Below are 22,304 nucleotides of genomic sequence, written 5' to 3' on the forward strand. Positions count from 1 at the left end.
ACTTGTCAGCACCATGCGGGTGTAGTTCAATGGTAGAACACCAGCCTTCCAAGCTGGATACGTGGGTTCGATTCCCATCACCCGCTTCTGCTTATTTTTTTTGCCTTTTTCTAAATGCAAATGATTTGCATTTGCATTTAAACAGGTATAACATATAGATACTCAAAAAGGAGATCACCATGGAACTTATTTTAGACGTAGTAATTGACGCAGTAATAGATTCGCTCAAGATACTTCCATTTTTATTTGTCACATATCTGATAATGGAATACTTAGAGCACAAGACAGCTGAATTCACTTCAGGTGTCGTAGAAAAAACTGAACATTTCGGACCTCTTTGGGGCGGACTTATCGGAGTTTTCCCGCAGTGTGGTTTCTCTGCAGCAGCATCTAACCTGTATGCCGGCAGAGTAATAACACTTGGAACTCTCATTGCTATCTATCTGTCCACATCAGACGAAATGGTTCCTCTCTTTATTTCTGAGCAGGTTCCAGTAATTACAATGGTTCAGATCCTTGCAATCAAAGCTCTTATTGGTATCATCGCAGGTTTTGTCATCGACTTTATTGTTCATGCTTATCACAAGTCACGTGGCAGATCTTTAAATGATCCTGTTAATATAGAAGCTCTCTGTGAAAAAGAGCATTGCCACTGCGACGATGATGAAGACGCCGGCTTTATCGGAATCGTTAAATCTGCTTTGGTACATACAATTCACATTTTCTTATTCGTACTGGTTCTTTCACTTGTCTTTAACCTTGTGATCGAGCTCATCGGTGCAGATCGTGTAGCTATGCTCCTCAAGACAAGTCCGGTTATCAGCCACATCCTCGCCGGATTAGTAGGCCTCATTCCTAACTGTGCTGCCTCTGTTATCATCACTGAGCTCTATCTTGACCAGATGATCACTCTCGGTACAATGATGTCAGGCCTTTTAGTGGGCGCAGGTATTGGACTTCTGGTTCTCTTTAGAGTTAATGATAACAAGAAAGAGAATATCAATATCGCTCTTTTACTGTTCTTTATTGGAACTGTTGTTGGACTTTTAATTGATATACTTGGAATCACTATCTAATAGACATTTATGAGGATTTATTATGAGCTGTAAGATACATCCTGAATCTTATGATGAAATCATAGAAAGAAACTGGCCCGAAGGAGTCAAGAAAACCAAGCAGCGAATTGATATCTTCAAGGTATTATATTCAAGTCAGGATCCCCTGTCTGCTGCCGAGATCTACTCTATTCTCAATAAGGAACACGCTTCCGAAATGTATGCTTTTTCTACTATATATAGGAACCTTATTGCATTTGAAAAAGCAAACGTAATATCCAAGACAATCTTCTCATCAGAAGAAACTGCCGTATACGAGCTAAAAAGTGGCAAGCACAAGCACTACGCTGTATGTCTTAAATGCCACAAAAAGATTCCTCTTGGAACCTGCCCTCTTCACGAAATCAGCCACGAAATAGAACATTCTGTTCCAGGCTTTGAGATCACAGGCCACAACCTTGAGGTATACGGATACTGTAACGATTGTAAATAATATAGATAATATGAAAAGAGCCATCACACCCAATCGAATGTGATGGCTCTTATTATCATGTACTGACTAAAGCAATTGATTATTAACTAGTTAAACCTGGTGTAAAAAATCTAATTGAATTAGTTGTTTGAAGCCTCTGATGTAGCTTCTGAAGCAGCCTCAACTGCCTCCTCTACTGATGAAGCGTCTGATGCAGCCTCAACAGCCTCTTCTACTGATGAAGCATCTGATGCAGCCTCAACAGCCTCTTCTACTGATGATGCCTCTGAAGCAGCCTCAACAGCCTCTTCTACAACCTCTGTAGCCTCAACTGTAGCTTCTACAGATGTCTCCTCTACTGCTGTCTCTACTGTAGCCTCTCCGCAACCAGCAAGTACTGCTGCAGAAAGTGTTAATGCTGAAAGTAATGTTACGATATTCTTCTTCATAATATATAATCTCCTCTTCTTACCTATACTTTACAATTCTATTGCAAGCCAATTGCTTCAGTACGAAATAAGATTATATACTTGAAAAAAAAATATGTCATGAATAAACTTGTGCATATTATCTTAAGATTCTCTTAAGATTTTGTTTATATTTAACAAAAAAATTAATAAATATCAAGTTTTAGAAGTATCCACCAAAAGAAACCACACCAGAATCAGTCTCTTTATCATACTCAAAAGATAGTGATACACCCTTGTCTGAAACTGATCTCAAATCTTCAGATGGAATATTATAGCTGTTTCCAGCTGTATCTGTTACGATAAACTCCCATTCTGAGCTGTCTGTGTATATCTCAAGCTTAACTCCCATAAGTGTGTAGCCAGAAACAAGTGCCTGATCACCAGAAATAATATTCTCAGAATAAGTATCCGCAGTAATATCATGCAGAACAACACTTGATAGATCAAAGCCCATCTTATTTATAATATAGGCATCTACCTGTACATTCTTGGCCTGCTCCTCTTTTACTGCAGTCTCTTCCTGATATGTACCAGATAGCTTAGCCTGAACAGTCGTATAACTCTCAGTAAGCTCAACGATACTTGGCAGTACTTCATTAATCTTCTTGTCACTCATGTTAGTGAAATCTATTGCTTCTATCTCTGTGACTTTAACTCCAAGAGTATCAAGCTCTGATCTCATTGAAGTATCAGCAATATCCAGATAGGTCTCTTCTGCAGCGTCTCTTGCTGATAATAACTGTGTTCTTGCTGTCTCAGCCTCAGCAAGCTTATCCTCCGATGGCTTACACCCCACAAGCAGAGCGCACATAAGCATCGTAGTTAATAGAACTGATCTTCTTTTTTTCATATTAATCTCCATTTCATGAAATCCGATAGTCCTATTATAACGCTTAACCTGCTGATGCCAATATTGAATTACTATAATAGTAGTCCATGATAAGACCTACAACGTGAGCATAGCTGACCTTTCCAGAAGACACGCCGTTTACCTTCAGATTAGTGTCGATAAATGCATCTGCTGCCTTTTTGACAGTCTCAGTCTTGATCACAGCCTTTTTCTCAACTTCCTGCCAGCCTTCCCGGGACAGGAATTCATTATCATACTTAACTCTGTCAGAAATCTTAACGTGAGACTTGTACTCTTTTTCACTGACAGCTCTATAAAAATCATTGTTCACATAATTCAAAACTCCCAGATATCCACTGTACTGGAAGACAATGTCATCAGAACTGATGCAGGCAAGGAACCCAAAAAAGTTCGCCTCATCCTCATATATGTAGCCATGGGTATGAGCCAGCTCGTGGCACATAGTAAATGGCTTATTCATCATGTTCATGGTGTCGTTATAATTAGCCTCCATAGAAAATGGAAAATAGTACCCTTGCATGTACTGCTGGCACATAAAGTCTGAGAAATAAAGGGCCTTGGGCGTCACATAATATCCGGAAAGCCTTGGATAATCCACAGAAATATTCTGCATTGCAGAAATCGCAGTAGCAGCCATATCTCCTTCAAAGGCCACGTTTCCATTTTCATCATGTGGAACCTTGGTTGATAACTCGTTACATTTCCTGACTATATAGTCACGAAGCTGCGTGAGCTCCTCCAGATTATATTCCTCATGGTCGCTCTCCGGCGACACATCCAGCTTGGAGGTGTGATACAGAACAAAGCAGTTAAGGCTCATCACAACCATAGTGATTGCCAGAAGCACAGGTGTAACACGGTAAAAGAAATCCGAAACAGCTTCACACTTCTTGCCAAAAGAGCTTTCTCTTTTGCCAAACAACATAAATATAGTATGGAAAAGAACAAAAATAATGGCTAAGGCAATATAGATCAATACTGCAACCAGCATCTTTTCCCCTACGGAAAAGCCAAACAGACTGGTAAACCTGCCATATACACCTGTTATTACCGGGAAAATATAAGTGACATAAAAGTCAGAAAATCTCGTGCTGGTCCATGCAGCCAGATTAAAGATAATGCAAAACCCTAAAGCTATGATAATAGGTAAAGAAAAAGCTCTTCCCCTTTTCTTCATTGCTATCCCCTCCAAAATGATCTTGGTAAAGAGTATTTTACTCTCCAAATATGTACTCAAAATGTCCAAAAACGCTTAATCCGTTCATACTTTATACATAATTGCTCCGTGCAATTGCGCTATCTATTTGCTAGAATTAAAGTGTAACTTAAATAATTTCAGAAATGGACGGTATTATATGAAGCTATTAGTTGCAGATGATGAGGTCGAGCTCGTTAACGCCCTCGTAGCCATATTAAAACACAGTAATTACACAGTTGATGCAGTATATAACGGAAATGATGCCTTGGACTACGCCCTTACAGGTGATTACGATGGCATTATTCTGGATATCATGATGCCTGGAATGGATGGAACTGAAGTACTCAGCAAGATACGTGCCGAAGGACTCTCAACCCCTATACTCTTCCTGACCGCCAAGACAGAGGTAGAAGACAGAATAAAGGGCCTTGATCTTGGCGCCGATGACTATATTCCTAAGCCTTTTGATATGGGCGAACTTCTTGCAAGAGTAAGGGCTATGCTCAGAAGAAAAGCTGACTTCTCACAGCCAAATCTCACTTGCGGAAATCTCACTCTCGACAGGGCAGGCTATGAATTATCAACACCTGACCACGATAAGATCCGCCTGTCTGGCCGTGAGTTCCAGATGATGGAAATGCTCATGACTTCACCAGGTAGAATCATATCTGTAGACACCTTCATGGACCGCATCTGGGCTGACGGAGAAGCTGATGTAAATGTTGTCTGGGTTTACGTTTCCAACCTACGTAAAAAACTGACCTCCCTTGATGCCAGTTGCGAGATAAAAGCTTCTCGAGGCCTCGGATACTCATTAAACGAAATCTCTAACTGATAACTTTTTCACCTGATTCTTAGATACTTAATTATGGAGCCTAATTATGGTTAAAAGATTAAGGAAAAAATTTGTCATCACCGCCATGTTGTCCCTTTTGCTGATAATTGTCGTGATGATAGGCATAATCAATGCTGTAAATCTTCATAGTATGTATCAGGATGCTGACAACCTTCTTGCTATCCTGACTACCAACGATGGCCGTTTCCCTGGAATGATGAATGACAATTTTCATCCACCAGCGGAGCGTTTCAGACCTGACACCCCCTTTACCTTCGACCGTCTGAACAACACACGCTCTGCGGAGATGCCCTATCAGTCCAGATACTTTGTAGTGAGATTCGATTCAACTGGCAACATCACAGAGACTGACCTCTTGCATATCGCAGCTATTACCGAAGAAGACGCGACGGCATTCGCTAATCAGATTTATTCTTCCAATAAGGAAAAGGGAATGTATCATTCCTATCGCTACAAGAAAGCCATTAATGACGATGGTTCTTGTATCATCGTTTTCATCGACCTTAGTTCTTCTATATTTAATGCATTTAAGCTGCTATCACAATCACTACTTGTTGGCGCACTTGCGCTGATAGCCATGTTCATCCTGGTATATATCTTCTCAAGTCAGGCAGTGGCACCTGTCGTTGAATCCCTTGAGAAGCAAAAGAGATTCATCACGGATGCTGGTCACGAGCTCAAAACTCCTCTTGCTGTTATTTCAGCAAACATCGATGTTCTCGAGCTGGAAACAGGAAAAAGTGAATGGACCAGCAGTATTCGCAACCAGATAAAGAGAATGAACAGCCTTGTTAAAAACCTTCTTACCCTTTCCAGAATGGATGAGGAGCGGATAAATGTTGTATTCTCTGATTTTGATCTGAGTCAGACAATGCTTGAAACTGCCTCTTCTTTCCAAACTGTAGCAGAATCAAAGGATAAAAAATTTCAGGTAGACATCACTGAAGGAATACATATTACAGGAGATAAGAATGCAATGAATCAGCTAGCTTCGCTTCTTCTGGACAATGCCATCAAGTATTCCTCAGATAAAGGAAGCATCCACGTAACGCTCTCCAGGGACAAAAACATTGTTTTTGAAGTTTCAAACACCTGTGACAGCATTCCAAGTGGAAATCTCGACAGACTATTTGACCGCTTCTACCGTGCAGATTCTTCCAGAAGCCGAGAAACTGGTGGCTATGGTATCGGTCTATCTGTAGCAAGAGCAATTGCCATATCTCATGGCGGAAATATAGAAGCTGTAAGAGACGGCGACAAGATCATCAGATTCATCGTCACTCTCCCCAAAGAGCTTCCCAAAAACAAGAATAAAGGTTAACAAAAACCGGCATCAGGCGATGCCGGTTTTCCTTATTTATCCTAAATTATAATTCCTCGCTCTTAACTGTAACTGGTCTTGAGCAGCTGATCTCAAGGTTACCATTTCTCTGTCTCATTTCATCGATCATAGCCTTTGTTGAAGCCTTCTGTCTGAGTACAACTTTATATGTAAGCTTATATAAGCTTCCCATTCCTGAAGTCTTAACCTCTTCAAGTTCAGCCTTTGTTGTGTATCTCTCAAAAATATCATCGAAAATGCCTTCAAAATCAAGGCTCTCTGGAACAGCGATCTTAAGCGTCTTTTCCTCTGCAAGTGAATCACCAAAGCCGCAGTTAGAAAGAATAAGGTTAGCAAGTGTAATGATAACTGCGAACATAGCAGCGATTCCAATGTACCCCATACCTGTTGCAAGACCTACTGCCATAGCAAGGAAGATACTTGTGATCTCTTTTCCTGTACCAGGTGCTGAACGGAATCTTACAAGTGAAAATGCTCCAGCCACTGCTACGCCTGCTCCGATGTTGCCATTAACAAGCATTATAACCACCTGAACAATTGCAGGAAGAAGAGCCAGTGTAACAATGTAGCTCTTTGAATAATTATTCTTGATCGTATACATGAAGGCAATGAAAATACCTATTGCAAGTGAGCAAAGCATTGCTATGAGGAATGAAGCCCCTGTTACTTCGCCGCCTGACATTATTGTTCCAAAAATCATATCTGTTGTCATTGTATTATCTCCTTTTCTCTATCATCTGAATCAAAATTGAATCTATGCTCATACTGCTTTGCGAAACATCGCAATCTTGTTGTTTTCTTCTTTTGCTTCCATTAGCTTCTGGCTCATGAGATCCTGATATCCTCTTCCATACTTGGAAAACGAGGTCTGCCTGATATTAAGTTCATCCAGGAGCCTTGCCATTTCTACCGACATCGCTCCAGCAATTTTCAGCTCCATAAGATGCTGTCCTGGAAGTAAAATGTCTTTTCCTACATTTCCTTCTTTTAGCGAAAGCTTATCTGTTCTCCATCTGATGTTGGTATCAAAGGTAATTCTAAGCTCCGGGTCACGGATTCCCGCCATGGCTATTCGGTCATAGGATATGGCCATTGCAGGTCTTATTCCCTTGTAGTATTTGAGAAAATAGTCGATCTCATTTGAAATCTGTGAAGTCTCCTTAGGCTCTTTGCCATTAACCAGGTAATCCATTGCTTCACTGTATGGCATCGAAATTCTTCTCTTGTACACAACGCCTTTATATTTTTTCTTGATCTCTATAAAAGCATTTGTGTCATCGCTTGCCACTCCATAAGTTCTCAGCCTTAGCTTTTCCTTGTACACTGGCTTTTCCAATGATCTTTCGATAAGCCTATAATCTGGGGTGTCAAAATATATGTTTAAGATGGATGTCTTTCCATAGCTGTCGATAGCTGCCATATTTTCCAGTCTCTTCATCAGCTCCTTGTACTGCATTTCATCCAACAGAAATTTTGTCTCTATTCTTTCAAATACATCTTTAAATCCGCTCATTATCTTTCCTCACCGTATTTTCATCTCGTTTTTTGGTTAACTCTTGAAGTCATTCTAAATACGCTACCTAAAAATAACTTAAAACCAAAATATTTTTTACAAAAAGACAAATTCTATCCGGAAATAGCAAGAAAAATCAACGTTTCATGGTATAATTAATGTATTACTAGACATCAACATAGGGGAGGTTACACATGTACAAAAAAGGTGACAAAGTTATCATTTTAGACTACAATGGCAAGCCACTAGTTCCCCAGGTCGTTGCCGAGGTAGAAGACGTGTACGGGGCAGACAGAGTAAGGCTATTACTACCAGATGGCGCATGTTGTCTTGAGTTTGTGAATCATTTTGAAAAAATAGATGAAGAAACTTATGACAAGTATCTACACGCAGTACAGGAACGAGAAAAACCCCTGCCTGTAGATTTGCAGATTGATATCAGAAAATTCGCAGCCAAGCATCCTAGGCGCAGAAAAGATGAGATTCTCAAGAAATTCGATCAGGATAGGCGCTATGTATCAGTGATCAACGCTTACACCGGCCGAGTTATGATGTATGGAAAAGAGTGCATCAATGACAGATTCCTGTGGGAATACAATGAAGCTCGTTATGGAATTGTAGAGACCAGAACCTTCTTCCATGAACTGGATGACTCAATCCCTATTCCTGAGCTTCCCTAAATAGATACCCATTCCCAGCAGGATATAGCAATATGGCATTGCCATTATCTGTTGAAAAGAAATCTGATTATAAACAAAATACGAAATTATAGGGAGTCCAAGAGCTACTGCTTTGGGCTCCTTTTCTTTTACCTTAAAAAGCTGGAAAATTGCTGATACAAAAAGTCCCACGTATAAAGCAGCACCTATCATTCCGCGTTCAATGAGTATTGTCAAAAACTCACAGTGAGCGTTAGTAAGCGCAATATCTCCAAAGACATTTCTAAAAGAGCTGCTCCACATAGCGTCCTTCATGGCATAAGGATAGAGACAGTCCTGTCCAATTCCCACAAGCTGCTGCCATGGGGATAAATTCATGTAAAGATCGGCGCACATCCTATAGATAATGCCCCTTCCATTTCCAAATTCATCTCCAAAGCCCATAACAGCCATTGCCACAGCGTATGTAATTCCTGCCAAAAGAGCTGCCACATAAATCCACTTATAGATAGTTCCTCTAAAGGTTGCCTTTATTTCCTCTAATAATCTGCATACTCTGTAGATGAAAAAAGCTGCTGCCACAAGGATCATTCCGATATGTGCTTCGCACAGAGAAATAAGAATATTGTTGTCATAGGTATAGGCACTTCCGGCAAACAGCATAACTACGTCAACTATTGTCATTGATAGTCCCAAAACTACCAACTGTATCAGAAACCTCTTAAAAGAATCCCTGTCAGAAAGAGACCAGAATAGTAACAGGCCGTAAGCTCCTATCAAAATCAATACCGCTCCGTCACTTCCCTGAAGCATCAGCGAAAGCAGCATAACGATTGTATATAATCCGTTAATCCAGAACTTCCAGGAAAAGTTCTTCTGAAGATACATGATTCCGATTCCAAGAGGCGCCCATATAGAAAGAAATCCAGAAAACCAGTTGATGTTACCTATAGTTGCAAGGAATGATGTGTTCTGACCATTTATAACAAGTGGAAAAACTGAGAATCTGTTTAATATAGAAAGAATAGCTTCCAAAAATGGAACTATCATTAGAACTGCCAGGACCTTTCCATCTATTTTGCATTCTTTCTGACTAAAGAGAATGCAGAACAAGATAGCTATCACAGAAACTAAAAGGCCATTTCTCCAGCCTTCAAAACCTAGCAGTGCTATCTTTTTATCAATGGAAAATGCAAATGATATGAGCATTGAAAAAACTGTTCCATAGAGAAAGAACTCTGGAACAATTATAGACTTCGCTTTAGATACATCTTCAGAATTAGTACTCTGCTTTTTATCCTTTGAAAATATCATATTTAACAGCATTAGAGCTGCAAATGGCGCACTTACTAGAACATAGCAGATGGCCTTGGCTTCACCAAGTTCATAGTAGCCATCCTTCATATATATAGGTAAAACGGTGCATATAAGTATCAGATATATTGTGTAGAGAATCTGCATTTAGTCTTTGTTCCTTGTTATGTAGTAGTATTAAGCATTTCTTTTATCTGAGGATTATAAGGAGTTATCTCAAATTCCATCCTCTTGTGTGTAGATGGGTGTTTCACTGCATACTTGTAGCTTACAAGGCATACATCTTTGGCCCCCAGCTGCTCAGCTAGCGCCAGAGATTCTTCTGTTCCATACTTCTGATCTCCAATTATAGGATGACCAAGGTTCGCCATCTGTACTCTGATCTGATGGAATCTACCAGTCATAAGCTTAACCCTAAGGAGCGAAGTATTCTCTTTTTCTGCTACAACCTCATATTCGAGGACTGCTTTCTTAACTTCACCAGCAATGATCCTTATGACCTCGCCATTTTCAAGAGTGATTGCCCCATCCTTAAGAGTCTTACTCTCTTCTTCTGTAACTACAGCAGCAAAGCCATCCTCTTTTCTAACAAGGAGATTTTCAAGTCGTCCCTTTTTTTCCTCAAACGAGCCCCTGCAAAGTGCATAATAATACTTATCTGCAGCTCGATCTTTTATCTGCGAAGCCAGATTGGTAGCAGCTTTCTTATTCTTTGCAAGAATCAGGACTCCCTCTACAGGCTGATCCAAACGATGTACTGTTGCCACATAAGGCGGCTTTCTATCCGCTGTCTTTCCTCTATTTTGCCTGCTTAAATAATTTCTGGCAGCACTTACCACATCCATATTGTAGGCTTTAGCCCCTTCTGTGGCCACTCCAGCCGGCTTATGACAAACCAGAATATCATCATCTTCATATATCCACTTAATATCTCTCATACGTACCTCATCGCGTATCTTATAGCCTTTAGTATATCATTCCTGTAAATAAAATAGTACAAAGAAGCCGCCGCACTAATTAGTGCGACGGCTACCAAGAAGGGATATATGAACATTGTGAAAATGGTACTTGTTACTCAAGAATTGTGTATCCGAGTATTGCTGCAAGTCTAAGGAATCCACAATATCCATTCTCATCCAGAAGAGATTTAACATCGTATCCTGGAGGGATAACTACTCTCTTCTTAACTCCATCGTGCCTGAAAACTATATTGATTGCCAGGTCAGGACGAGAAGACATAGCTTCTATAATATTATTATCAAGCATTGATACATCATTTGTTTCTATAACAGCGACACCATTTACTGGAACAGTCTGAACTGTAGTTGTTACAACATCCCTATACTGTGCTGGTGTAACCTTTGTGATATCAAGAGAAATAGTTCTTGTTACTGCCTCTGCATTTCCAAGCTCATTTGTTGGAAGCGCGTCACCAGTCTGAGTTGTAATAATATTAATACCCTCTGTTCCAAGTGTTTGAAGTGTCTCATTTATTGTAGGGTTAGTCGTAACTTCCTGAACTGCTTCTTCAACAACTGCTTCTGCCTGAACCATCTGAACAACTTCTTCAATAGTTACATTAGGATTAGTAGCTTTTACAAGCTGCCAAAGAGCATAAAGCTTAATATCATTAACGCTAGAACCCAAATCAATTGTTTCACCGCCAAAATATGTTGCAGTAGCTGCATCTGCTGATGTACCCCATCCAGCAAAATCATAGCCATCTTTTGTTATTGAGCCATCATTTACTTTAACAACTACATTCTGTGGAGTTCCTCCGATAACTGTAGTTCCGGCAATAATTCCTTCTCCTTCATTAGCATCATATGTAATCTGTCTAAGTACAATGTTGCCAATTCTGAACACTGCTGTTCTTGTCGCTGTTGACTCAGGATCAACAGTTATAGTCCAGGAATACGCCATTCCACTATCACCAGAATATTCAGCTGCATTTTCCTGAGAATTAAAAACATTATCTCTTCTTTGTCCAAAATTGCCATACCAAAGAGTAGTAAATGCATCTTCTTCTGATGAAGGCAATAATGCAAAGGATGTTCCTCCCTGGCCGCCCTGATTCATATATATTCCTGTACCCTCAGCTAAATATCCAACTGGAGCACTATCATTATCACCAATCATTGTATCTGCAGCAGATCCTACTTTGACAGTTTTGCTTTCACCAGTAGTATTATTGATTTCATATCTTATCAATACATCTGAACCTTCTACTGTCGCAGATATAGTGGTATTAACACCATCTTCTACAGTATATGCATTATTATACTTGAAACCCTCTTCATTAATCTTGTTTTCATTACTATTTACATAAGTCTCATATCCAGCATTACTATATGTTGTTTGAATCTGACTATTAGAAGCAGTCATTCCATATACATTAAATCCACTATATTGAGCATCATATCCGATATTTTCATTATTATATGACTGCTGGGTTACAGAAGATGCTGCCTCAGTAGTAAATGGATCTACAGGAGGTTGAGCGTCCTGATTTCCTCCTCCGTTCTGATTATCGCCAGTCCCAGCTCCTCCATTTTCAATTACGTTTTGCTCAGAACCAGGCGTTCCATTTTCTTCTTCGCCCGCAGCGAACGCAACAACCGGTGCCTGAATCATAAGTGCAAAACTAAGTACCATAGCTAACCATGTTCTATAATTCACCTTCATAATAAAGACCTCCTTATCTTTGGGTTTCACGTTCCCGTTTTTTTCTTGGTAGGTCCATTCTAATCCCCTCGACTGAACTTTTGAAAGTTTCAGGCTGACACATCCTGTAAACAATCCATACCTTTATAAACACGGGATAAAAAGTCTTAAGCAGTCGTGAAACACTGATAAATAAAGGCTTTTCTGAAATTTTATTTGAAAGAATGGCTTTATTTTGAAACAAAATTAGTGATATTATAGTGATGTAACCTATGATTTTTCGAAAATAGATAGGGAATTACATGGACAATTCTTTTGGAGCACTTATAAAAAAGCTTAGAACAGAAAGTCAATTATCTCAGCAAGACCTTGCAGATAAGGCTTTCGTAAGTAGATGTGGCGTGGCCAATTGGGAAAGTGGCCGAAGAGTCCCAGATCTTGTCATCATGTCTCGAATAGCCAAGGCTCTTAATGTAGACGTATCAGTTTTTACCAATTCACTAGATGCTTCTGATACTCAGGCTGATATTATTGTTCTGGATGATGAGCGAATTCTTTTACAAGGAGCAATATCTGTACTTGAAGAAACTCTCCCCGGTGTCAATATCACAGGCTTTACAAAGCCTTCCGAAGCTCTTGCATACGTTGAAAGCAACGATGTAGGTATAATTTTCCTGGATATTGAACTTGGAAACGAAAATGGTCTTGATCTGTGCAAACAGTTCCTTAGACTTAATCCACTTGTAAATATTATTTTCCTGACAAGTCATTCAGATTATGCTCTTGATGCATGGAAGACTGGCGCGAGCGGATATCTTCTTAAACCACTCCACGCCGAAGATATCAAAAAACAACTCTCTTCTCTTCGCCATCCAATTCAAGGCATGTCATTTATATAGTTTTATTATTGCTCTTGTTCCCTTACCCATTTCAGATTCATAGGTAAGTTCCCCTCCAGATATACGCGCAATTCTCTCCATAACATTTTTTACACCAACATGAAGCTTTTGCCTGGCATTTGGAGATGGATCATATACAAATCCCGGTCCGTTGTCTTCAACAATGACCTCTACATGGTCATCTTTCTTTCGTGTGATTATTTTTACTATACCCTGTCCATCTTCATTTTTTCTTACACCGTAATTTACTGCATTTTCCACAAGCGGCTGAAGTGTGAGGGTAGGCATCTTAAAATCAGTTGTTTCTATGTCATACTCAATATCAAGGTCATCTCCAAAACGTAATTTCTGAAGTTCTAAATACCCCTTTACATGCTCCAGTTCTTTTTCAAATTCTATTGGCGCATCATTCGAAAGTGAATCCACATTATAACGAAGATAACTAATGAAATAATCCAGAGCCTCTTCTGCTTTTTTTGAATCCTTTGCACATAGATATTTTATAGTAGTAAGACTGTTATACAAAAAATGGGGCTGAATCTGTGCTAAAAGAATGTTTATCTTTAGCTGGGCATTTTCTGCCTCCTTTTTGTAATACTTCTCGTTCTGATCGCTAATAATGCAAATCAGCATGAAAAAAGTAGCCAAAACTGAGCTCAAGACAATAAAGTGAACTCCAAGAAGCCTTGTTTGTATTATCATGGCCATCATTGGCAGTATCGAATATACCAGAAACGCCTTGATCTGCTTGGAAGTGTATTTCTTTCTCTTCCAAAAGATAATGAATAAGTCAATTATCATTATCATTATTGTTGGCACTACTAGGACGGCAAACATCGGTCCTCTGGAATATACATTGTTATCGTCAACCTCATAGATACTGCCTGTAAAAATATTACTGATAAGTAGTCCCTGATAACACAGCCACAGGATAATTGTAGCTATAAGCACCTTATTCTTTATCCAGTTTTCTTCACCTGTTTGAAATAGTAGAAATGCAGTGATCAGAACTGTCAGAACCGAGGCAAAAAAAGCCTGTCCAAACAGCACCACTTTAGAAAGAACTACCCATCCATAACTTCCAACATTGGAATGAGTCAGCTCCCTTATCAGAATACACAGAGTATATAATTCCAGAACAGAAAACAAACTATAAAAGAAATATCTTGTCTTTTTTTCTATATTTCTGCTAAACAGAACCTGAACTAATCCCACTAAAGAAACGATAAAACCTGTTGATACCAGAATGAGATTTGTTGTCCTGATTACATCGGTCATTAATTGGCCTCCTATAAAAAACTCCTACCCGGCACAAGACCAGATAGGAGTTATCAGCAATTAAACCTTAAAGCGATATCCAACGCCCCAGATTGTCTCGATGTACTGTGGATTGGAGGTGTCATATTCGATCTTCTCACGGATCTTCTTGATATGAACTGTTACAGTTGCAATATCACCGATGGAATCCATGTTCCAGATCTTTCTAAAGAGCTCTTCCTTGGTGAATACGTGATTAGGATTCTCAGCAAGGAATGTAAGAAGATCAAACTCCTTAGTTGTGAAACTCTTCTCCTCATCATCTACATATACTCTTCTGGCTGTCTTGTCGATCTTGAGTCCTCTGATCTCAACGAAATCATTGTTCTCGTGGCCTGATCCAACAAGTCTGGAATATCTAGCCATGTGTGCCTTAACACGGGCAACAAGCTCTGATGGGCTAAATGGCTTGGTGATGTAATCATCTGCTCCAAGGCCAAGGCCTCTGATTTTATCGATATCATCTTTCTTGGCTGAAACCATGAGAATCGGCACATCCTTCTTTTCTCTGATGTGTTTACAAACCTCAAATCCATCCATTCCTGGAAGCATAAGATCAAGAATCACAAGATCAAACTCTTCGGCAAGAGCAGTCTCAAGACCTGCATCTCCAGTATTCTCAATCTTTACCTCAAAATCACTAAGCTCAAGATAATCCTTTTCAAGATCAGCAATGGCCTCTTCATCCTCAACAATAAGAATTCTACTCATACACGTATTTCACCTTTCTTTTTATTATGGCGTTTCATGATCTACTGTAACTGTTTCCTGATTATCCGCATACTCAACATATTTACGTAATACGAAGTGCATGCAGGTTCCTTCCCCTTCATGGCTTGTAGCCCATATATAGCCGCCATGATCTTCGATTATCTTCTTAACAATAGATAATCCAATTCCACTTCCTCCCTGCTTGGAGTTTCTGGAAGCATCCGTTCTATAGAATCTGTCGAAAATGTTCGGGATATCTCTTTGAGCAATTCCCTTACCATTATCCTCCAACTCTACTCTGATGGAATCAATCTCATCCAAAATCCTGATATCGATCTGACCTGTTCCGTCATCTCTATCAAGATATTTGACACTGTTACTAACTACGTTGTTGACCACTCGCTTGATCTGCTCTGGGTCAGCTACTATCTGTGTATCCGGAGTTGTAAGGTTGGAATAATTGAGCTTGATGGATTTACTCTCAAGGTCAGCTCCAATCTCCTCGATACAGTCTCCAAAATATTCACCAACATTAAGTCTGATGAAATTATAAGGAATTCTATTATTATCAATACTGGAGTACAAGGTCAGCTCGTTAATAAGGTTGTTCATATCATTGGCCTTATTATTGATGATCCTGATGTACTTCATCTGCTTCTCAGGATTATCAGCAACTCCTTCCAGAAGTCCCTGCGAATAACCCTTGATAGCTGTGATAGGCGTTTTTAGGTCATGAGAGATATTACTGATAAGCTCTTTATTCTGCTTCTCTCGCTCAATCTTTTCCTCGGCTGATTCCTTAAGCCTCAGTCTCATGTCCTCGTAATTACGATACATGGCGCCAATCTCGCCCTTTTCCGTAATGTCCGTAGGAAGAATGTAATCGAAATTACCATCCTGAATGTGCTGCATCGCTATGTTAAGCTCATCTATTGGCTTAAAGAAGCTGTTGCCAATCCACATTGTCAGAAGAATACTTGTGACCAGAAGGATCAGAATAATTGCCACTCCCATATAGATAAACATTGAAGCTGTGAGAGCTGTCCTGATACCAGATATAATATACAGACTTCCCTGATCACCTGTGGAAAATCTGAAATCGATCTGTTTGACTAAATGTTTGGACGCAGTGTAATAGATACCTTTTACATCTGTTCCGTAGCCTGGCAGTTCATCAACTACATCCATGGCACGATCCATATTTGCCACATAATAAACATCCTGTCCCTTCTTGACCAGAAGAAAAGAATATTTAGATGCAATCTTGCTGTCTACACTTTCCAGGAAGTCTTTATCTTCCAGAATAAATGGGTTAACAATTAGTGCAAGTGCTATATCATGTGTAACTTCATCTGTCATGTCTGAAAAAGCTTCACTTGGATCTGACACCATACTATAATCAAATCCATTCGAAAAATCGTCAAGCTTCTGTTCATAGACTAGATATCTGCCTATTGCAAAAAATGTACCGATTGCCAAGATAATAGGAATAATAACTATCGCCACTGACGTGATTAAGAGTTTTGTACGAAAACGCATCATGCACCCCCGGCAACCTATATCTATGCACCTAACAAAATTATATCATAAAAACGTTTATGATTGTTAATATCCTATTCCCTATTTAGTAAGATATTATTTATCTTTATGAAAATTTCACTTGAAATTTTCCTTAATTCGATCATATTCCTCATCTGTTATAGGCAAAACTGTTCCATGTTTGAAGCCGTAAGGGAAGCTGAATTCCTTGTCAGAGCGCACAAAACGGCCTGTTGAGATGTCTTTTGCCACGAAAGGAACGTATCCCTGCTTGGATTTCTCACATCCATAAAAATCGAGCATCAGGCACCAGCTGCCATCTGGAAGCTTATAACAGGTAGGAGCTTCATACTGACCAGCCTCTAATTTGTCCATTTCCTCATCAAATGCAGGCATTCTCTCATATTCTCCAGTAAGAGAAGTTCCTCTTTCAAGAATAATGTGCTCAGGATTGAAATCGCTCTTTACAAATCTGTAGTAATAACCATCCTCGTAAACAATGTTTGAATCAATGATTCCTGTGTCACACTTCTTGCAGAGCATCTTTGGGGCTGTAAAATTTATAAAGTCTGCAGTCTTAGCATAGAAAATAGCCATCTCGTTGGCAGACTGAGCTGGATATCTAGATGACCAGTGAACCATGTAGTCTCCAGCCTCTTCATCATAGATAATATCTGGCGCCCAGGCACAGCCATAGTCTTCATCAACGACCTTGACCAGCTCCTGCTCAGACCAGTTTACAAGATCCTTGGACTCCCACTTGGATAAGAATTTACTTCCCTGTCTGTTAACGATATTCCAATTACTCTGATATTTTGTAGCAAAGTTATTGGCAAGCGAAAGGTCAGTAGCAAGGATGACAAAAGAATTATCTTTTTTCCTTGTGATAGTGAAATCTCTTACTCCCTTTTCTCCGAGCTTACTCTCAAGTATAGGATTTCCTCCATTTACCTGCTCCCAGTTAAAGCCGTCTTTTGATACACCAAAATAAACCTGCTCTCCATCAGGTGTAAATTTCTCTTTGAAATGTACAAATAAAAATGCTCCCATAATAGCCTCCCTTAGATATAGTTTTGATTTATCTAAAATATTATACTATGTTTCAAACAGCATTTATACTAGTAAAATCAAGGAAAGTTCACTAATATTTTACAGCTTGATTATTGATTAGCGTATTTTTCTCTGTTAAACTTTTATCTGGATAACAAAAAACGTTTTCCTTACGTATTCCTATAGGAGGAAATTATACAATGATCAATTGGAATAATCTTGACACACTTAAATCTTACAATGATCTTAAGAGCACAGCTTCTGTTAATCTTGTAGAAGCTATGACTGGCGTAAGTGGCGCTGAGAGAGTTAAAAAGTACTCAGTACCTATGGCTGCAGGCCTTAATTTCAACTACGCTGCAAAAGAGGTTGATGATAAAATCTTATCTGCTCTTGCTGCACTTGCTGATGAGGCACAGCTTGCTGAGAAGTATGAAGCTCTCTATAACGGCGAAGTTATAAATACTGGTGAGAAGAGAATGGTTCTCCACCAGCTCACTCGTGGTCAGCTTGGCGAGAACGTTATGGCTGATGGTGTTAACAAGCGTGAGTTCTATGTTAAAGAGCAGAAGAGAATTGCTGATTTTGCTAACAAAGTTCACTCAGGTGAGATTGCAAACGCTAAGGGTGAGAAGTTCACAACAGTAGTTCAGATCGGTATCGGCGGATCAGACCTTGGTCCAAGAGCTATGTATCTTGCTCTTGAGAACTGGGCTAAGAGAACTGGCAACTTCAAGATGGAAGCTAAGTTCATCAGTAACGTAGATCCAGACGACGCTTCTGCAGTTCTTAATTCTGTAGATGTTGCTCATTCAATCTTTATTCTTGTATCTAAGTCAGGTACAACACTTGAGACACTTACAAACGAGTCATTCGTTACAGATGCTCTCAAGAAGGCAGGTCTTGATGCCAGCAAGCACATGATCGCTGTTACATCTGAGACATCTCCTCTTGCTAAGAGTGATAACTACCTTGAAGCTTTCTTCATGGATGATTATATCGGCGGACGTTATTCTTCAACATCAGGCGTTGGTGGAGCAGTTCTTTCACTTGCATTTGGTCCTGACGTATTCGCTCAGTTCCTTGATGGCGCTGCAGAAGAAGACAAGCTTGCAACTAACAAGGATCTCCTCAAGAACCCAGCTATGCTTGATGCTATGATCGGTGTTTATGAGAGAAACGTACTTGGCTATGACAGCACAGCAGTACTTCCTTACTCACAGGGACTTAGCCGTTTCCCAGCACACCTTCAGCAGCTTGATATGGAGTCAAATGGTAAGAGCGTTAACCGCTTCGGTGATCCTATCAACTATGTAACAGGACCTGTTATCTTTGGTGAGCCAGGAACAAACGGACAGCATTCCTTCTCTCAGCTCCTTCACCAGGGAACAGATATTATTCCTCTTCAGTTCATCGGCTTCAAGAACAGCCAGCTTCAGAACGATGTTAACATCCAGGACAGCACAAGCCAGCAGAAGCTCTGCGCTAACGTAGCTGCTCAGATCGTTGCATTCGCTTGTGGTAAGAAGGATGAGAACGCTAACAAGAACTTCAAGGGTGGTCGTCCATCAAGCATCATCATTGGCGATGAGCTTAATCCTAAGTCACTTGGTGCTCTCCTTGCTCACTTCGAGAACAAGGTAATGTTCCAGGGCTTTGTATGGAACATCAACTCCTTTGACCAGGAAGGTGTTCAGCTTGGTAAGGTTCTTGCCAAGAAGGTTCTCGCTCACGAGACAGATGGTGCACTTGCAGAGTATAGTAAGTTACTTGGTATTTAAAGACGCTCCTCCTGACGAGGAATGTTCATAGTTTAATAAAGCTTGGGAGGAGAGCCCATGGCCCTCCTCCTTTTTGATTATCATTTTTTACCGCAAACACCAGAAGCTGCATTTTACGGTAAAGTTTTCTAATGCTAATTTTTCACTTATTTTACCGTATTTGCACGAAATTGAACTATGCGGTAAAGCCCACTCAGGTCTCCGCTGCCTTTCTGTACCATTTCCTTTACCGCCATTTCGGGTTTGCAATAAATGCGGTAAAGACGTCTAGTTTCAATCGTTCACTTTCTTTACCGTAAAGCCAGAAAACGCGCCATGCGGTAATCTAGCGTTTTTTAACGCACCAAAGAATTTTTCTTTTAGTCAAAAATAGAGAGCAACCATCTCTGATTACTCTCTTTAAAAAGCTCAGTATTTATCTGTATTTCAGATTAACCAAAGTATCTCTTAAGGAGACCAGCGAATGCCTTTCCGTGTCTTGCCTCGTCGCGTCCGATTTCATGCACAGCGTCATGAATAGCGTCGAGATCGAGCTGTTTAGCCTTCTTAGCAAGATCTGCACGTCCCTGAGTTGCACCGTATTCAGCGTCAGCTCTGAGCTCAAGATTCTTCTTAGTAGAATCAGTAATAACTTCTCCAAGGAGCTCTGCGAAATGAGCTGCGTGTTCTGCCTCTTCCCAAGCTGCCTTCTCAAAGAAAGCACCGATTTCTGGATATCCTTCACGAGTAGCTACTCTACCCATAGCAAGGTACATACCAACTTCAGTACATTCTCCATTAAACATTTCACGTAAACCATTTTTGATCTCATCAGGAGCAGTTGAAGCTACACCCACAACGTGCTCGCAAGCCCATACCTTATCGCCTTCCTGCTTGGTGAACTTCTCAGCAGGCGCCTTACATACAGGACAAGCCTCTGGTGGCTGATCTCCCTCATGAACGTAACCACAAACCTGACATACCCATTTCATGTTCTAGTCTCCTTTCTTGCGCTCTCCGCAAAAGTGCACAACTGCACTATTTTTCTAGAAATCTCCTATAAACAAGCATAGCACAAATACACATTAAATTGCGCACTATTTATAAAGATTTAATAGATATATTTCTCTATTGAAATTGATTTTAAGTTATACTAAATATGTGAGAAAATGAACATTGTTGAACGATATATGATTAATTATATATCGTTGTTTTCCTTTACATAAATAGGAGAAACTTCATGAATATTGTCAGCGAAAAAATCAAAAGTTGCTACGACACTTTACCAGCAGCAGAGAAGATGGTTGCAGACTTTGTCCTTGAAAGAAAGGATGATCTTTTTCAATATCCGATAAAAGAACTGGCGAGATTATCTGGAACAACGCAGGCTGCGTGGACAAGATTTGCGCAAGCCATTGGTTATACAGGCCTTAAGGACCTGAAAAATGCATATTATTCAGAAGCAAATGTATCTCTTAAACAGGCAGACAATGGACCTAAGATTGCATTTAAGGACGTTAACGAGTATACTTCATTACAGTCGATTGCTGATAATATTTGCGCAACCAGCGTTCAGGCAATTCAAACAACGTATCGTTTATTTGATACTGGTTGTTTTAGTGAAGTGGTTAATAAGATAGTTACAGCCAAGCAGATACAGGTCTTTGGTGTAGGTACGGCTAGTGTCGCTGCTTATGACCTTTACTGTAAGCTTCTTAGAATTCACTACAACGTAATTTTCAATCAGGATCATCATATGAACCTGATGACAGTATCTCAGATAAACCATGAGGATGTTGCTATTTTCTTTGTTGATAACCCCAAGAATAAAGAGGTTATGCAGCTCTATAATATAGCAACCCAGAAAGGTGCTATTACAATAGCTATTACAAAACTTGGTAATAATACTCTGACAACCGGTTGTAACCATGTTCTTTTTACAACTTCTCCTGAAATTGATAAAAAGAGTGGTATAACAAGTTCCAGATTTGCTCAGCTCTTTATGGTTGATACGCTGTATACAGCAATATGTAATCGCGACTATAATAATATTCGTGAGTACCTGATTGATTCTTACGAGGTATTCAACGAACCGCCTAAGGAGTAAATAATTACTATGGAAAAAATTGCAAGCTTTACAGTCAATCATCTTGACCTTGAGCCTGGAATCTATGTATCCAGAAAAGATAAGGTTGGACAGGAAACAATCACTACATTTGACCTCAGAATGACAGCTCCTAACAAAGAACCTGTTATGAACACAGCAGAGGTTCACACAATGGAGCATCTTGGTGCTACATTTCTTAGAAATGATCCAGAGTACAAGGATAGAACAATCTATTTTGGACCTATGGGATGCAGAACAGGATTCTATGTTGTTCTCGCAGGAGACCTTTCTTCAAAGGATATTGTTCCACTTATCACAAGAATGTATGAATTCATGAGAGATTTCGAGGGTGAGGTGCCTGGAGCAAGCGCAAGAGATTGCGGAAACTATCTTGATATGAATCTTGGAATGGCTAAATTCCTTGCCAAGAGATATCTTGATAACACTCTTTATAACATTGATGACAAACACCTTGTTTACCCAGAATAATCGAAAGAGAGAATCGGT

At 39.8% G+C, this 22,304-nt stretch carries 22 protein-coding genes and 1 tRNA gene; 10 read left to right on the forward strand and 13 right to left on the reverse strand.

Features of this window, described 5'->3' with window-relative positions:
* The first annotated feature begins 15 nt into the window (after positions 1 to 15).
* The 3 genes from IJI01_RS12000 to IJI01_RS12010 all read left to right on the forward strand — a co-directional run bounded on the left by IJI01_RS12000 (position 16) and on the right by IJI01_RS12010 (position 1,548).
* A tRNA-Gly gene (locus tag IJI01_RS12000) sits at positions 16 to 86 on the forward strand.
* A gap of 93 nt (positions 87 to 179) precedes the next feature.
* The gene (locus IJI01_RS12005; RefSeq protein ID WP_292190632.1) at positions 180 to 1,076 is read left to right on the forward strand and encodes a putative manganese transporter; all 897 of its coding nucleotides are present in this window, start codon (positions 180 to 182) and stop codon (positions 1,074 to 1,076) included.
* 22 nt (positions 1,077 to 1,098) lie between these two features.
* Entirely contained in the window at positions 1,099 to 1,548 is a 450-nt protein-coding gene (locus tag IJI01_RS12010) for a Fur family transcriptional regulator (RefSeq protein ID WP_292190635.1), read from the forward strand.
* Positions 1,549 to 1,667: 119 nt separating this feature from the next.
* On the opposite strand, the gene IJI01_RS12015 is transcribed toward IJI01_RS12010, so the two are convergent.
* The 3 genes from IJI01_RS12015 to IJI01_RS12025 form a co-directional block, all read right to left on the reverse strand.
* Positions 1,668 to 1,976, reverse strand: coding sequence for a hypothetical protein (locus tag IJI01_RS12015; RefSeq protein WP_292190638.1), 309 nt, complete (start codon positions 1,974 to 1,976; stop codon positions 1,668 to 1,670).
* Positions 1,977 to 2,157: 181 nt separating this feature from the next.
* On the reverse strand, positions 2,158 to 2,847 hold the full coding sequence (locus IJI01_RS12020; protein ID WP_292190641.1) for a hypothetical protein: 690 nt from the start codon (positions 2,845 to 2,847) through the stop codon (positions 2,158 to 2,160).
* A 43-nt stretch (positions 2,848 to 2,890) separates the two neighbouring features.
* Positions 2,891 to 4,045, reverse strand: coding sequence for a DUF3810 domain-containing protein (locus IJI01_RS12025; RefSeq protein ID WP_292190644.1), 1,155 nt, complete (start codon positions 4,043 to 4,045; stop codon positions 2,891 to 2,893).
* A 178-nt stretch (positions 4,046 to 4,223) separates the two neighbouring features.
* Between IJI01_RS12025 and IJI01_RS12030 the strand changes: the two genes are divergently transcribed.
* Entirely contained in the window at positions 4,224 to 4,901 is a 678-nt protein-coding gene (locus tag IJI01_RS12030) for a response regulator transcription factor (RefSeq protein WP_292190647.1), read from the forward strand.
* Between the two features lie 46 nt (positions 4,902 to 4,947).
* Positions 4,948 to 6,243: a sensor histidine kinase gene (locus IJI01_RS12035; RefSeq protein WP_292190649.1), complete on the forward strand. Its 1,296-nt coding sequence runs from the start codon at positions 4,948 to 4,950 to the stop codon at positions 6,241 to 6,243.
* 46 nt (positions 6,244 to 6,289) lie between these two features.
* Here the strand turns inward: IJI01_RS12035 and IJI01_RS12040 are convergent, their stop codons facing one another.
* Positions 6,290 to 6,976, reverse strand: coding sequence for a DUF4956 domain-containing protein (locus tag IJI01_RS12040; RefSeq protein ID WP_292190652.1), 687 nt, complete (start codon positions 6,974 to 6,976; stop codon positions 6,290 to 6,292).
* A 48-nt stretch (positions 6,977 to 7,024) separates the two neighbouring features.
* Positions 7,025 to 7,777 carry a polyphosphate polymerase domain-containing protein gene (locus tag IJI01_RS12045; protein WP_292190655.1) on the reverse strand — a complete coding sequence of 251 codons (753 nt, stop codon included), beginning with the start codon at positions 7,775 to 7,777 and terminating at the stop codon, positions 7,025 to 7,027.
* Between the two features lie 194 nt (positions 7,778 to 7,971).
* Here IJI01_RS12045 and IJI01_RS12050 point away from each other — a divergent pair, with 194 nt between their 5' ends.
* Positions 7,972 to 8,457: a hypothetical protein gene (locus tag IJI01_RS12050; RefSeq protein ID WP_292190658.1), complete on the forward strand. Its 486-nt coding sequence runs from the start codon at positions 7,972 to 7,974 to the stop codon at positions 8,455 to 8,457.
* Here the strand turns inward: IJI01_RS12050 and IJI01_RS12055 are convergent.
* From IJI01_RS12055 to IJI01_RS12065, 3 genes are all read right to left on the reverse strand, one after another.
* Positions 8,431 to 9,897 carry an O-antigen ligase family protein gene (locus tag IJI01_RS12055; RefSeq protein WP_292190660.1) on the reverse strand — a complete coding sequence of 489 codons (1,467 nt, stop codon included), beginning with the start codon at positions 9,895 to 9,897 and terminating at the stop codon, positions 8,431 to 8,433. The genes IJI01_RS12050 and IJI01_RS12055 overlap by 27 nt on opposite strands.
* A gap of 17 nt (positions 9,898 to 9,914) precedes the next feature.
* Positions 9,915 to 10,688, reverse strand: a complete 774-nt coding sequence (locus tag IJI01_RS12060) for an RluA family pseudouridine synthase (RefSeq protein WP_292190662.1) — start codon at positions 10,686 to 10,688, stop codon at positions 9,915 to 9,917.
* Positions 10,689 to 10,821: 133 nt separating this feature from the next.
* On the reverse strand, positions 10,822 to 12,435 hold the full coding sequence (locus IJI01_RS12065) for an InlB B-repeat-containing protein (protein WP_292190664.1): 1,614 nt from the start codon (positions 12,433 to 12,435) through the stop codon (positions 10,822 to 10,824).
* A 281-nt stretch (positions 12,436 to 12,716) separates the two neighbouring features.
* Between IJI01_RS12065 and IJI01_RS12070 the strand changes: the two genes are divergently transcribed.
* Positions 12,717 to 13,313 (forward strand): response regulator, encoded by a 597-nt coding sequence (locus IJI01_RS12070; protein ID WP_292190667.1) that lies wholly within the window; start codon positions 12,717 to 12,719, stop codon positions 13,311 to 13,313.
* Here the strand turns inward: IJI01_RS12070 and IJI01_RS12075 are convergent.
* The 4 genes from IJI01_RS12075 to IJI01_RS12090 form a co-directional block, all read right to left on the reverse strand.
* Complete coding sequence (locus IJI01_RS12075; protein WP_292190670.1) at positions 13,302 to 14,591, reverse strand: sensor histidine kinase; 1,290 nt, start codon at positions 14,589 to 14,591, stop codon at positions 13,302 to 13,304. The genes IJI01_RS12070 and IJI01_RS12075 overlap by 12 nt on opposite strands.
* Positions 14,592 to 14,651: 60 nt before the next feature.
* On the reverse strand, positions 14,652 to 15,341 hold the full coding sequence (locus IJI01_RS12080) for a response regulator transcription factor (RefSeq protein WP_292190674.1): 690 nt from the start codon (positions 15,339 to 15,341) through the stop codon (positions 14,652 to 14,654).
* Positions 15,342 to 15,365: 24 nt separating this feature from the next.
* Positions 15,366 to 16,880, reverse strand: coding sequence for a sensor histidine kinase (locus tag IJI01_RS12085; protein ID WP_292190676.1), 1,515 nt, complete (start codon positions 16,878 to 16,880; stop codon positions 15,366 to 15,368).
* 117 nt (positions 16,881 to 16,997) lie between these two features.
* Positions 16,998 to 17,930 (reverse strand): glycoside hydrolase family 43 protein, encoded by a 933-nt coding sequence (locus IJI01_RS12090; protein WP_292190677.1) that lies wholly within the window; start codon positions 17,928 to 17,930, stop codon positions 16,998 to 17,000.
* A 200-nt stretch (positions 17,931 to 18,130) separates the two neighbouring features.
* Here IJI01_RS12090 and IJI01_RS12095 point away from each other — a divergent pair, with 200 nt between their 5' ends.
* Entirely contained in the window at positions 18,131 to 19,711 is a 1,581-nt protein-coding gene (locus IJI01_RS12095; RefSeq protein WP_292190679.1) for a glucose-6-phosphate isomerase, read from the forward strand.
* A 431-nt stretch (positions 19,712 to 20,142) separates the two neighbouring features.
* Here IJI01_RS12095 and IJI01_RS12100 read toward each other — a convergent pair whose 3' ends face one another.
* Positions 20,143 to 20,682: an NADH peroxidase gene (locus IJI01_RS12100; RefSeq protein ID WP_292190682.1), complete on the reverse strand. Its 540-nt coding sequence runs from the start codon at positions 20,680 to 20,682 to the stop codon at positions 20,143 to 20,145.
* 248 nt (positions 20,683 to 20,930) lie between these two features.
* Here IJI01_RS12100 and IJI01_RS12105 point away from each other — a divergent pair, with 248 nt between their 5' ends.
* Positions 20,931 to 21,797, forward strand: coding sequence for a MurR/RpiR family transcriptional regulator (locus IJI01_RS12105; RefSeq protein WP_292190684.1), 867 nt, complete (start codon positions 20,931 to 20,933; stop codon positions 21,795 to 21,797).
* Positions 21,798 to 21,806: 9 nt separating this feature from the next.
* A complete protein-coding gene (locus IJI01_RS12110; protein ID WP_292190686.1) occupies positions 21,807 to 22,286 on the forward strand; it encodes an S-ribosylhomocysteine lyase in 480 nt (159 codons plus the stop codon).
* Positions 22,287 to 22,304: the final 18 nt, after the last annotated feature.

The sequence above is a fragment of the Butyrivibrio sp. genome, from assembly GCF_017433805.1.
Classification (GTDB): domain Bacteria; phylum Bacillota; class Clostridia; order Lachnospirales; family Lachnospiraceae; genus Butyrivibrio.